This window comes from Streptoalloteichus tenebrarius, assembly GCF_024171885.1.
Classification (GTDB): domain Bacteria; phylum Actinomycetota; class Actinomycetes; order Mycobacteriales; family Pseudonocardiaceae; genus Streptoalloteichus; species Streptoalloteichus tenebrarius.
Map to the genome: position 1 here is coordinate 1 of NZ_JAMTCP010000042.1, position 12,262 is coordinate 12,262.

Genomic DNA, 12,262 nt, shown 5'->3' on the forward strand with positions numbered 1-12,262 from the left:
CAAGGGCCAGTCAACGCCAGTGCCGGCGCGCAGTGTTGTTGCATCTCAAAGGAACCCCATCATCGGGGGTATCCATCACTGGCATACATTCGGCACGCTGTTGAGTTCTCAAAGAACACACGCACACCCTCACCAGACACACAACCGCATGTCCCGATCCGGGGCGCTGTCTCACTTCGCTTGTAACGCCCACCAACCCTAGCCGGACCAACTTCGCCCCGTCAAATCCACCCGCACCACGCGTTCGCGGCCACAGCGGACCCAACCGAGCAGAAGAACCCTCGAAAGGAGTTCCTCATCGGCCCGTTTTCGGTTTTGGTGTTTCCCACGCTATCCGGCCGTTCCGCGGACTGTCAAATCCACCCTCATTCCGAGAGGGACCGGGCAGCGCCGCACCCGACCAGCATGTTCGTGAGTAGTCTTTGGTGTTCACCAGATCCGGAGAGCCCACGCACATCCGCCCCACAAGGAGGAGATCTGGGATCCGAACCGGCGGCCGCCCACTCTACCACCACCCGGTGGGAGCTTGGTTCGCGGCCCCAGCACTCCGGCCCCCGATTCGGGGTCCGTTCCGCGCTGGCCCGGAAGAATTTACGCAGCGTCCCCCGGAAGGTCAAATCGCCTGGTCAACGGGACGTTTCCCCCGACAGTGGCGGACTGAGGAAGCCGCGCAGCAGCGAGGCGGTGCCGGCGAGGTGCTCGGCCATCGCCGAGCGCGCCGCGCCCGCGTCGCCGGCGAGGATCGCGGCCACGATCCGCTCGTGCTGCTCCCCCGAGTGCTCGATGTTCCGCTCCAGCAACGGGATCGCGTCCAGCAGCTCGTTGATCCGGGTCCGCACGTCGGCCACGGCCGAGACCAGGGAGGGCGCGCCGGTGATCTCGGCGATCGCGAGGTGGAGCCGGGAGTCCCTGCGCCGGAAGGCGGCGAGGTCGGAGCCGGCCGCCTCGGCGAGCCGGCACCTCAGGTGCTCGCGCTCGGCCGGCGAGAGGTCGCGCCGCGCGGCCGCCTCGGCCGCGCCGGTCTCCAGGACGTGCCGCAGGGTGAACACGTCCTCCAGCCCGGCGGCGCCGAGCCGGTGGGCCAGCCCCCGCAGTCCCCTGCGCGAGGCGCGCGGCGGCCGGTCGACCACGAAGGTGCCGCCGTACCGGCCGCGCCGGGACTCCACGTACCCGGCCTGGTGCAACGCCTGGATGGCCTCGCGCAGCGTCACCCGGCTGACGCCGAGCCGGGTGGCCAGCTCCCGCTCGGCCGGCAGCCGCTCCCCCGGCCCGACCACGCCGAGGCGGACGGCCTGCAACAGGCGTTCGACGGTCTCCTCGAAGGCGTTGCCGGTCCGCAGGGGTCGGAACACGGCGTGGTCCGCGCTGACGACCACACCGCTGCCGCCACCGGTGTGACCGTTCGCCCTGGTCGGAGAGCCAGCAGCACCGACGGCGGGCGCCGTGGCCGGAGAGCCGTCCCGCTTCCGCACCGCGTTCTCCTCACGGGCAGTCGTCTGGCCGAGGACAGGGTAGGTGGTCGCCGCTGGCGCGGCCGTCGGTTCTGGCGCGGGGCGATCGCCCCGCGAAGACGGCTCGGCGCCGCGACACCGGGTGGGTGTCGCGGCGCCGGGGGCCACCGGTCGGGACGTCAGGCGCCCAGGTCCGGGTAGAGCGGGTGCTTGGCCGCGAGCGCCGACACCCGGTCGCGCAGCGCGTCGAGGTCGGGCCGCGGCTGGAGGGCGCGGGCGATCACGTCCGCGACCTCGGCGAAGTCCTCGGCGGTGAAGCCCCTGGTGGCCAGCGCCGGGGTGCCGATGCGCAGGCCGGAGGTGACCATCGGCGGCCGGGGGTCGAACGGCACCGCGTTGCGGTTGACGGTGATGCCGATCGAGTGCAGCAGGTCCTCGGCCTGCTTGCCGTCCAGCTCGGAGTCGCGCAGGTCGACCAGCACCAGGTGCACGTCGGTGCCGCCGGTGAGGACCCGCACGCCGGCGGCGGCGCAGTCGTCCTGGCCGAGCCGTTCGGCCAGGACGCGCGCGCCCTCCAGGGTGCGCCGCTGGCGGTCGGCGAACTCGGGGCTGGCCGCGACCTTGAACGCCACGGCCTTGGCCGCGATGACGTGCTCCAACGGGCCGCCCTGCTGGCCGGGGAACACCGCGGAGTTGATCTTCTTGGCGAGCGCGGCGTCGTTGGTCATGATCACGCCGCCGCGCGGGCCGCCCAGCGTCTTGTGCGTGGTCGTGGTGACCACGTGCGCGTGCGGCACCGGGTTGGGGTGCAGGCCGGCGGCGACCAGGCCGGCGAAGTGCGCCATGTCCACCATGAGGTGGGCGCCGACCTCGTCGGCGATCCGGCGGAACTCGGCGAAGTCGAGCTGGCGCGGGTAGGCGGACCAGCCCGCCACGATCAGCTTCGGCTGGTGCTCCTTGGCCAGGCGCTCCACCTCGGCCATGTCGACCTGGTAGTTCTCCTCCGACACGTGGTAGGCGACCACGTTGTAGAGCTTGCCGGAGAAGTTGATCCGCATGCCGTGGGTGAGGTGGCCGCCGTGGGCCAGGTCGAGGCCCAGGATGGTGTCGCCCGGCTCCAGCAGGGCGAACATGGCGGCGGCGTTGGCCTGGGCGCCGGAGTGCGGCTGCACGTTGGCGAAGCCGGCGCCGAACAGCGACTTGATCCGCTCGATGGCCAGGCGCTCGACGACGTCGACGTGCTCGCAACCCCCGTAGTAGCGCCGACCCGGGTAGCCCTCGGCGTACTTGTTGGTCAGCACCGAGCCCTGCGCTTCGAGCACCGCCACCGGGGCGAAGTTCTCCGACGCGATCATCTCCAGCGTGGTCTGCTGGCGACGCAGCTCGGCGCCCACCGCCGCCGCGACCTCGGGGTCGAGCTCGGCGAGCGGGGCGTGCATCAGGTCCATGCGTAGCTCCTCGTGTCAGTCGTCAGCGCCGACGAGGGCACGGTAACCCGCGGCGTCGAGCAGCTCGGGCAGGGCGTCCACCCGCACGCGGAACAGCCAGCCCGCGCCGTAGGGGTCGCTGTTGACCAGGCCGGGGTCGTCGACCACGGCGGTGTTGACCTCGACGACCTCGCCGGTGGCCGGAGCGTACAGGTCGCTGACGGACTTGGTGGACTCGATCTCGCCGCAGGTCTGGCCGGCGGTCACCTGGTCGCCGACCTCGGGGAGCTGGACGAACACGACGTCGCCGAGCGAGGTGGCGGCGTGGGCGGTGACGCCGATCGTGGTCACGCCGTCCTCGACGGCGGTGCACCACTCGTGCTCCTCGCTGTAGCGCAGGTTCTCGGGAACGCTCATGTCAGGTCCTCCACTGTGGAGAGTCGGGGAGAGTCGGGGTGTCCGCCGCGGGCGCGACGGGGCGCGCCGGCACGCGCTGGGGCGGTGGCGGCGGGAGAAGAGAAGGAGCGGGAGAAGGGAAGGAGCGGAGCCGGGAAGGGGTCAGGACTCGCGGCGGTAGAAGGGCAGCGGGACCACGTCGACCGGCTCCTGCCGGCCGCGGACGTCGACGGCCAGCTCGGTGCCGGGTTCGGCCCGGTCGACGGGGACGTAGGCCATGGCGACCGGCTTGCCCAGGGTGGGCGAGGGCGCGCCGCTGGTCACGACGCCGAGGGGCGCGCCGGTGGCGGGGTCGACGACGGGGTAGCCGGCGCGCGGGGCGCGGCGGCCCCTGCCCACGAGGCCGACGAGGGTCTCGCGCGGGCCGGCCTCGGCGCGGGCCAGCAGCGCGTCGCGCCCGACGAAGTCGCCCTTGTCGAACTTGACCACGCGGCCGAGCCCGGCTTCGAAGGGGGTGCGCTCGCGGGTCAGCTCGTTGCCGTACAAGGGCATGCCGGCCTCCAGCCGGAGGCTGTCGCGGCAGGCCAGGCCGGCCGGCAGCGGGACCTGCGGGCCGCCGGCGGCGCGCAGCGCGTTCCACAGGGGCTCGGCGTCGTCGGGGGCGCAGAACAGCTCGAACCCGTCCTCGCCGGTGTAGCCGGTGCGGGCGAGCAGCACGGGGTGGCCGGAGACGGTCGTCGGGACCGAGGCGTAGTACTTGAGCGCGCCGAGGTCGGCGTCGGTGAGCGGGGTGAGCAGGTCCACCGCGCGCGGTCCCTGCACCGCGAGCAGCGCCTGGTCCTCGGTGGCGTCGCGCAGCTCGGTGTCGAACCCGGCGACCCGCTCGGTCAGGGCGGCCAGGACCACCGCGGTGTTCGCGGCGTTGGCGACGACGAGGTACTCCTGTTGGCCGGTGCGGTAGACGATGAGGTCGTCGAGGACGCCGCCGTCGGTGTCACAGATCATCGTGTAGCGGGCGCGGTGCACGGCGAGCTTGCCGATGTTGCCGACCAGCGCGTGGTCCAGCGCGGCGGCGGACCCGGGGCCGGTGAGGACGATCTCGCCCATGTGGGACAGGTCGAACAGGCCGGCGGCGTTGCGGACCGCGTGGTGCTCGGCCAGCTCGCTGGTGTAGCGCAGCGGCATGGTCCACCCGGCGAAGTCGGTCATCGACGCGCCGAGCGCGACGTGCACCGCGTGCAGCGGGGTGGGCCGGGACCGGTCCTGGTGCGACGTGTCCTGGTGCGACATGGAGGCTCCCTCGCTCGTGCCGGCGCTCCACCGGCATGCCTGGGTCGGCCTCCCCGCTCTGTCATGGACCTGAGAGCTTCGCCGCGTCCCGGGGACGGGTTTGCACCGTGGGTGAGGACGCGGGCGCGCCCGCGGTCCTGCTTTCCAGAGTTCGCCTCGCCCGAACGGTTGGTGGTGCCTGAGAGTTTCCAGGGAGTGGTTGCTCCTTCGGCGCCCCCGGTCGTCGCCGGAGGTCTCTCCCGCCCGGGCTCGAACGGCGCTGTGTTCGGTTGTGGCCCGCAGCATACGCAAGGCCGGTCGAACCGCCTACCCCAACGGGTGAACTCGGGATCGGTGGTCGCGCGTCGTATACAATCAACGGTCCGCAGCCCTGCTTCTTCGCCTTCCGTATACGATCAACGGCCCTGGCCCCGGGACCTCGCTTTCCGTCTTCGTTCGACGAACACCACCTTCAGGCCCTCGCCTTTCGTCTTCGTTCGCCGTCACCCGGGCAGGCTTCTCATTTCTGACGCGATCGACGGCGGTCACGGCCGGGGAGCCCCAAGCACCCCCACCCATTTCGACGCGTCCGGGAGGGATTTCCCCGCTGGCGCGCGAAAACCCCGGAGAACACCGACGTCCGTCGCGCGACGGCCATTCACAGCGGGGTGACGTACGCGCCGGAGATGCCGCCGTCGACAAGGAAGGTGGACGCGGTGACGAAGGAGGCGTCGTCGCTGGCCAGGAAGGCCACGGCTCCGGCGATCTCCTCGGGTCGGGCGAACCGGCCCATCGGCACGTGCACCAGGCGGCGGGCGGCCCGCTCCGGGTCCTTGGCGAACAGCTCCTGGAGCAGCGGGGTGCTCACCGGGCCGGGGCACAGCGCGTTGACCCGGATGCCCTCACGGGCGAACTGCACGCCCAGCTCCCTGCTCATCGCCAGCACCCCGCCCTTGGAGGCGGTGTAGGAGATCTGCGAGGTCGCCGCGCCCATCACCGCCACGAACGAGGCGGTGTTGATGATCGACCCCCTCCCCTGCCGGAGCATGTGCGGGATCGCGTGCTTGCAGCACAGGTAGACCGAGGTGAGGTTGACCTCCTGCACCCGCCGCCAGGCGTCCAGCCCGGTGACCAGGATCGAGTCGTCCTCCGGCGGGGAGATCCCGGCGTTGTTGAAGGCGATGTCGACCGAGCCGCACTCGTCGTTCGCGGTCCGGAACAGCGCCTCGACCTCGGACTCGTCGGTGACGTCCACCCGCACGAACAGGCCGTCGACCTCGGCCGCCGCCGCCTTGCCCGTCGCCTCGTCAATGTCGGCGCACACCACGCGCGCGCCCTCGGCGGCCAGCCGCCGCGCGCTGGCCAGCCCGATCCCGCTGCCGGCGCCGGTGACGACGGCGACACGGCCATGGAGACGCTGCACTCTTCACTCCTCCGTCGCGATGAACACGTTCTTGGTCTCGGTGAACGCGGTGAGCGCGTCCGGGCCCAGCTCCCGGCCGAGGCCGGACTGCTTGACCCCGCCGAAGGGCGTCCAGTACCGGACCGAGGAGTGCGAGTTGACCGAGAGGTTCCCCGCCTCCACGGCCCGGGAGACGCGCAGGGCGCGGCCCACGTCCCTGGTCCAGATCGAGCCGGACAGCCCGTACTCGGTGTCGTTGGCGAGGCGGACGGCGTCGGCCTCGTCGGTGAACGGCATGACGGACACCACGGGGCCGAAGATCTCCTCGCGCCAGCTCCGCTCGGCGCCGGTCGCGGCGAGCAGGACCGTCGGCGGGTACCAGAACCCGGGGCCGTCGGGGCAGCCTCCCCGGAACGCCACCTCGCTTTCGTCCACATAGGACGCAACCGTCTCCAGCCGCTCGGCGGAGATGAGCGGTCCCATCTCGGAGGTCTCCCGCGTCGGGTCCTCCACGCGGACCGCCGCGACCGCCGGCTCCAGCAGGTCGAGGAAGCGGTCGTACACCTCGCGCTGGACGAGGATCCTGGACCGGGCGCAGCAGTCCTGCCCGGCGTTGTCGAACACCGCGTACGGCGCGGTGGCCGCCGCGCGCTCCAGGTCGGCGTCGGCGAAGACGATGTTGGCGCTCTTGCCGCCCAGTTCCAGCGTCAGCCGCTTCACCCGCCGCGCGGCGGAAGCCATGATCGACCGGCCCACGCGGGACGACCCGGTGAAGCAGATCTTGCGGACGTCGGGGTGCTCCACCAGCCGGCCGCCGACCTCGGCGCCCCGCCCGGGCAGCACCTGGAACACCCCCTCGGGGATGCCGGCGGCCGTGGCCAGCTCGCCGAGCCGGATCGCGGTCAACGGCGTCAGCTCGGCGGGCTTGAGCACGACGGTGTTGCCGGCGGCGAGGGCCGGCGCGAAGCCCCACGTCGCGATGGTCATCGGGAAGTTCCACGGCACGATCACCCCGACGACGCCGAGCGGCTCCGCGAAGGTCACGTCCAGCCCGCCCGGCACGGGGATCTGCCGGCCGAACAGCCGTTCCGGGGCGGCGGCGTAGTAGTGCAGCACGTCGCGCACGTTGCCAGCCTCCCAGCGGGCGTTGCGGATCGTGTGCCCGGCGTCGCGCACCTCCAGGGCGGCCAGCTCCTCGCGGTGCTCGTCGACCAGGTCGGCGAACCGGCGCAGCAGCCGGGCCCGGTCGCCCGGCGCGACCGCGCGCCACGCGGGGAACGCCGCGACCGCCGTGGCGACCGCCGCGTCGGTCTCCTCGACGGAGGCCATGGGCACCGCGGCGACCACCTCGCCGGTCGCCGGGTTGATCACGTCCTGGGTCCGCGTCACCGGTTCTCCCTCGTGTCCGCGCGGGTCCTCGCGACCTCGACCAGCGCGGCGAACAGGCGCAGGGCCGCGCTCGCCGGCCCCTCCCCCACCGCCCCGCCCCGGTCCTGGTCCTGGTCCTGGTCCTGGTCGGGGAGGGTTTCGGCGTCCTGCTCCGGATGCCACTGCACCCCGACCACGAACGCCCGGCGCGCGTCCTCGACCGCCTCGACCGTGCCGTCCTCGGCCCACGCCACCGCCGCCAGCCCGGCGCCCAGCTCGGCCACGGCCTGGTGGTGGTAGCAGGAGACCGCGCACCGGGGACCGATCCAGCGGGCCAGGCCGCTGCCGGGGTCGACGCGCACGGTCGTGCTGCCGAAGAGGGCGGGCGCGGGCCGGTGACCGGCGTGGCCGACGTCGTCGGGCAGGTGTTGGCGGAGCGTCCCGCCGTACCCGACGTTGAGGAGTTGCATTCCCCGGCAGACCCCGAGCACGGGCAGGTCCCGGTCGAGGGCGTGCCGGAGCAGCCCCAGTTCCCAGGAGTCACGCTCGGGTCGGGTCTCCGTGGTGCGGGGATGGGGCTTCGCCCGGTAGGTCGCCGGATCGACGTCCGCGCCGCCGGCCAGCACCAGCCCGTCGAGCGCCCGCACGACCTCGGCCGCGCCGGTCTCCAACGGTGGCAACAGGACGGGCACGCCTCCCGCCCGCAGCACGATGTCGCTGTAGGAGCGGGGAAGCAGGTCGGCGGGGCGCCTCCACACGCCCCACCCCGCCACCTCCGAGTACGTGCTGACGCCGATCAGCGGCCGGCTCACCGGTGTCCCGTCCCCGTCACAGGCGTTCGAAGCCACGGCGGCGCTCCCAGTCGGTGACGGCGGCGGCGAAGGCGTCGATCTCGACCCGCGCGGCGTGGAGGTAGTGCTCCACCACGTCGTCGCCGAGGGCCGCCCGCGCGACCTCGCTGTCGCCGAACAGGCGCGCGGCCTCCGCCAGCGTGGTGGGCACGCGGGGCGCGTCGCCGTCGTAGGCGTTCCCGTCGCAGGGCGGTGGAAGCTCCATGTCCCGCTCGATCCCGTGCAGGCCGGCGGCGATCATCGCGGCCACCGCGAGGTAGGGGTTGACGTCGCCGCCGGGCACCCGGTTCTCCACCCGCAGCGACGGCCCGTGCCCGACGACCCGCAGCGCGCAGGTGCGGTTGTCCCGCCCCCAGGCGACGGCGGTGGGCGCGAAACTGCCGGGGACGAAACGCTTGTAGGAGTTGACGTTCGGCGCGAACAGCAGGGTCAGCTCGGGCAGACAGGCCAGCAGCCCGGCCACGAACCGCTCCATCACGGGTGAGAAGCCGTGCGGCCGGTCCCCAGCCAGCACGGGCTCGTCGTCGGCGCCGCGCAGGCTCAGGTGGATGTGGCAGGAGTTGCCCTCGCGCTCGTCGTACTTGGCCATGAATGTCAGGCTCATGCCCTCCTGCGCCGCGATCTCCTTCGCGCCCGTCTTGTAGACGACGTGGTTGTCGCAGGTGGTCAACGCGTCGGTGTAGCGGAAGGCGATCTCGTGCTGCCCGAGGTTGCACTCGCCCTTGGCCGACTCGACGTACATGCCCGCGCCGGCCATGCAGTTGCGGACGCGGCGCAACAACGGCTCGACGCGGCTGGTGCCGAGCAGCGAGTAGTCCACGTTGTACTGGTTGGCCGGCGTCAGGTCGTGGTAGCTCCGCCGCCAGGCGTCCTCGTAGCTGTCCCGGAAGACGATGAACTCCAGCTCGGTGCCGACGAGGGCGGTCCAGCCGCGTGCGGCCAGCCGGTCGAGCTGGCGGCGCAGCACCTGTCTCGGCGAGGCAGCGACCGGGGCGCCGTCGGTCCACGCCAGGTCGGCCAACACCAACGCGGTCGCGTCGTGCCACGGCAGCACGCGCAGCGTGGCGAGGTCCGGGCGCAGCACGAAGTCGCCGTAGCCGCGCTCCCACGAGGACATCGCGTACCCGTCGACGGTGGTCATGTCGACGTCCACCGCGAGCAGGTAGTCGCACGCCTCCGAGCCGTGGGCCAGGACCTCCTCCAGGAAGTACCGCGCGGACAACCGCTTGCCCTGCAACCGACCCTGCATGTCGGTCATGGCCAGCAGCACCGTGTCGACGCGGCCGTCCTCGGCCATCTCCCGCAGTCGTCCGACGTCGAGCACGCCCTCGGTCCGCCCCACGCCGCGCCTCCCGCCTGTCGCCGACCGCCCCGCCGGTCCTCGGCCGGTCCGGCCACCCGCGTCGACGCGGCCCGCGCGCCGGGCGTCAATGGATCTCGACCAGACCTTTGGTGCCGCCGGATGCAAGCAGCCGTGGCGTGCGGTGTCAATACCCGGGACGGCCACCATGGAACGGACGGGGGAAGCTCCGCCCGTCCCCCTTGACAGCGGCCGGCGAGAGCACGACCCTCATCGCCCATCCGACTGAGAGCGCGGAAAGCGCGGAAGCACCGCGAGGCCGGCCCGTGCCCGCGGGGCCGAGGGCCGGGGGAACCCGGGCCGGGCGGCCGGAACCGGCCCCGACGGACGGAGGGGCGCATGGGCAGCGGCGGTGGACACCCGCGCGGCGTCGACTACGAGCGGGTGGACGCGACCTACCTGGAGCGCAGGCGGTTACGCCGGGGCGCGGCCGGGTGGGTGCTGCTGGCGGGACTCGGCGTCTCCTCGGTGGTGTCCGGGGACTTCGCCGGCTGGAACTTCGGGTTGGCCCACGGCGGGTGGGGCGGCCTGCTCGTGGCCACCGCCCTGATGGCCACGATGTACACCTGCATGGTGCTCGGCCTGGCCGAACTCGCCGCGGCGCTGCCGGTGGCCGGCGCGGGCTACGGTTTCGCGCGGCGGGCGCTCGGCCCGCTGGGCGGGTTCGCCACCGGCGTCGCGATCCTCGTCGAGTACGCCATCGCCCCCGCCGCGATCGCGGTGTTCATCAGCGGCTACGTGGAGGCGCTCGGCCTGTTCGGCCTCACCAACTCCTGGCCGGTGCACCTGGTCTGCTACGCGGTCTTCGTGGGCATCCACCTGCGCGGGGTCGGCGAGGCGCTGCGCCTGATGTTCGCGATCACCGCCGTGGCGGTCGTCGCCCTGCTGGCGTTCGCGGCGGGCATGGTCACCCGGTTCGACACCGCCAGGTTGTTCGACATCGCGCCGACGGACGCGCCGGGCGCGAGCGCGTTCCTCCCGTTCGGCGTCCCCGGGGTGCTCGCCGCGCTGGTCTACGGGATCTGGTTCTTCCTGGCCGTGGAGGGGGTTCCGCTGGCGGCGGAGGAGGCACGCGACCCGCGCCGGGACATGCCCAGGGGGATCATCGGCGCGATGCTGGTGCTGCTGGCGCTGGCCGCGGTGATCCTCGTGGTCGCGCCGGGAGGAGCGGGCTCGTCGGCAATCGCGCGGTCGGACAACCCGTTGCCGCACGCGCTGGTCGTGGTGTTCGGGGGCGAGACCGCGTTGTCGCGGTTCGTCAACTACGTGGGCCTGGCCGGTCTGGTCGCGAGCTTCTTCTCGATCATCTACGCGTACTCGCGGCAGTTGTTCGCCCTGTCCCGCGCGGGGTACCTGCCCCGGTGGCTGTCGCTCACCGGACGACGCGGGACGCCGTACACGGCGTTGCTGGTGCCCGGCACCCTCGGGTTCCTGCTCGCGGCGACGACCGGCGACGGGGAGCTGCTGATCAATGTCGCGGTCTTCGGCGCCACGCTGTCCTACGTGCTGATGATGGTGTCGCACATCGTGCTCCGGTTCCGGGAACCGGACCTGCCCCGTCCGTACCGCACTCCGGGCGGGGTGGTCACGACGGGCGTGGCGTTGGCGCTGGCGGTCGCGGCGGTGGTGGCTACGTTCCTGGTCGACCCGACCGCGGCGGCGGTAACGGCCGGGATCGTCGTCGTGGCGTTGCTGTACTTCGTCCTGCACAGCCGACGGCGTCTGGTGGCCGACGCGCCCGAGGAGGAGTTCGCGGCCCTGGCCCGCGCCGAGCGGGAGCTGACCTGACCGCGCGCGCTCCCCGAGGACGCCTCCTCACGAATGCCTCTCACGAATGCCTCTGACGAATGCCCGTCCTCGAACCCCAGCGCCGAGTGGTGATCTGGCGCGGGTCGCGCCGGCCGACGTGATGCCCCGCGCCGACAGGAGGATCACCGCCAGGCCGGGTCGTCCCAGCGGTCGATCAGGGTGGCGAGCACCCGGTCCGCCAGTCCGAACGGCACGCCGTCGGCCTGGTCGAGGACATCGTCGAGGTGTAACACCAGTTCGACCCGGGACTTGGCGCGGTCCCAGGCCGGCTGCGGGTGGGGGGCTCCGTTCTGCACGGCGTTCTCCTCAGGGGTGGGGCTGTTCTCCACTCTCCAGACGCGCCCCACCTCCCCGCATGACGCGCTCCGCGTGGTTCTCCGGTGAGATCCCGGCGACACCGGGACGCCGCAGCCCGGCGGAAGCGGCACGGGAGGCGGCGGCCGGCCCAGTCGACCGGTCCAGTCACCTGGCTGGTCGGCCGGTCCGGACGCGGCGAACTAGCTTGAGTTTTGACCTGTTCGGCGGGGTCGTGGGTTGCTTGACCTGGTCTGCTTGCCGCGTGTGGATTCCGGCTTGTTTGTGCTGGTGACGGTGTGGACGTCGTGGCGTGGAGCGGGCTGGCGGTTGAGCCGCCCTGCGGGGCGTCCTGGGCCGGGTCGTGAGGGTTTCGGCACACCGGGACAGGCCAGTTGTGGACGCGGGTTCCGAAATCCCCATCGGACCCGGGCCGGGGTGAGCCGTGGGCGCCGGCCGGGGTTTCTCCCCCGGGGGCGGCGCAGATCGGTGGCGAGGTCGCGGACAAGGCGGAACTGGGTGTCGGCGGTGAGCAGCAGCCAGCTCCAGCGGTCGGCCGCCTCCGGGTCCCGGAGCGTCGGGGTGGTCCAGCCAAGGGGCTGTGTGAGTACGCGGAAGGTGTGCTCGATATCGAA

Annotated in this window: 10 protein-coding genes and 1 riboswitch; of the genes, 1 reads left to right on the top strand and 9 read right to left on the bottom strand. The window is 72.6% G+C overall.

The genetic code is table 11. The features are described 5' to 3' along the window. Window positions 1–626: 626 nt before the first annotated feature. The 8 genes from LX15_RS25870 to LX15_RS25905 all read right to left on the bottom strand — a co-directional run bounded on the left by LX15_RS25870 (window position 627) and on the right by LX15_RS25905 (window position 9,461). Window positions 627–1,376 (bottom strand): FadR/GntR family transcriptional regulator, encoded by a 750-nt coding sequence (locus LX15_RS25870; RefSeq protein ID WP_253672348.1) that lies wholly within the window; start codon window positions 1,374–1,376, stop codon window positions 627–629. Between the two features lie 254 nt (window positions 1,377–1,630). Further along, complete coding sequence (gene glyA / locus LX15_RS25875; protein WP_301305266.1) at window positions 1,631–2,899, bottom strand: serine hydroxymethyltransferase; 1,269 nt, start codon at window positions 2,897–2,899, stop codon at window positions 1,631–1,633. A gap of 15 nt (window positions 2,900–2,914) precedes the next feature. Then, complete coding sequence (gene gcvH / locus LX15_RS25880; RefSeq protein WP_253672271.1) at window positions 2,915–3,295, bottom strand: glycine cleavage system protein GcvH; 381 nt, start codon at window positions 3,293–3,295, stop codon at window positions 2,915–2,917. Window positions 3,296–3,436: 141 nt separating this feature from the next. Next, window positions 3,437–4,564: a glycine cleavage system aminomethyltransferase GcvT gene (gene gcvT / locus LX15_RS25885; protein WP_253672274.1), complete on the bottom strand. Its 1,128-nt coding sequence runs from the start codon at window positions 4,562–4,564 to the stop codon at window positions 3,437–3,439. Between the two features lie 155 nt (window positions 4,565–4,719). Beyond that, window positions 4,720–4,816: riboswitch (glycine riboswitch) on the bottom strand. Between the two features lie 385 nt (window positions 4,817–5,201). Beyond that, window positions 5,202–5,966, bottom strand: coding sequence for a 3-oxoacyl-ACP reductase (locus LX15_RS25890; RefSeq protein WP_253672276.1), 765 nt, complete (start codon window positions 5,964–5,966; stop codon window positions 5,202–5,204). Between the two features lie 3 nt (window positions 5,967–5,969). Then, entirely contained in the window at window positions 5,970–7,334 is a 1,365-nt protein-coding gene (locus LX15_RS25895) for an aldehyde dehydrogenase family protein (protein WP_308213519.1), read from the bottom strand. Beyond that, the gene (locus LX15_RS25900) at window positions 7,331–8,125 is read right to left on the bottom strand and encodes a gamma-glutamyl-gamma-aminobutyrate hydrolase family protein (protein WP_253672278.1); all 795 of its coding nucleotides are present in this window, start codon (window positions 8,123–8,125) and stop codon (window positions 7,331–7,333) included. Before LX15_RS25900 ends, LX15_RS25895 begins: the two co-directional genes overlap by 4 nt. 16 nt (window positions 8,126–8,141) lie before the next feature. Further along, window positions 8,142–9,461: a glutamine synthetase family protein gene (locus tag LX15_RS25905; RefSeq protein ID WP_253672355.1), complete on the bottom strand. Its 1,320-nt coding sequence runs from the start codon at window positions 9,459–9,461 to the stop codon at window positions 8,142–8,144. 402 nt (window positions 9,462–9,863) lie between these two features. Between LX15_RS25905 and eat the strand changes: the two genes are divergently transcribed. Then, window positions 9,864–11,312: an ethanolamine permease gene (gene eat / locus LX15_RS25910; protein WP_253672280.1), complete on the top strand. Its 1,449-nt coding sequence runs from the start codon at window positions 9,864–9,866 to the stop codon at window positions 11,310–11,312. 143 nt (window positions 11,313–11,455) lie between these two features. Here eat and LX15_RS25915 read toward each other — a convergent pair whose 3' ends face one another. Further along, window positions 11,456–11,629, bottom strand: coding sequence for a hypothetical protein (locus LX15_RS25915; protein WP_253672282.1), 174 nt, complete (start codon window positions 11,627–11,629; stop codon window positions 11,456–11,458). Between the last annotated feature and the right edge of the window lie 633 nt (window positions 11,630–12,262).

Excerpts from the sequence above, each read along its gene's own strand:
- gcvH (WP_253672271.1), bottom strand. The coding sequence starts at position 3,295 with ATGAGCGTTCCCGAGAACCTGCGCTACAGCGAGGAGCACGAGTGGTGC.
- glyA (WP_301305266.1), bottom strand. The coding sequence starts at position 2,899 with ATGGACCTGATGCACGCCCCGCTCGCCGAGCTCGACCCCGAGGTCGCG.
- LX15_RS25905 (WP_253672355.1), bottom strand. The coding sequence starts at position 9,461 with ATGGCCGAGGACGGCCGCGTCGACACGGTGCTGCTGGCCATGACCGAC.
- gcvT (WP_253672274.1), bottom strand. The coding sequence starts at position 4,564 with ATGTCGCACCAGGACACGTCGCACCAGGACCGGTCCCGGCCCACCCCG.
- eat (WP_253672280.1), top strand. The coding sequence starts at position 9,864 with ATGGGCAGCGGCGGTGGACACCCGCGCGGCGTCGACTACGAGCGGGTG.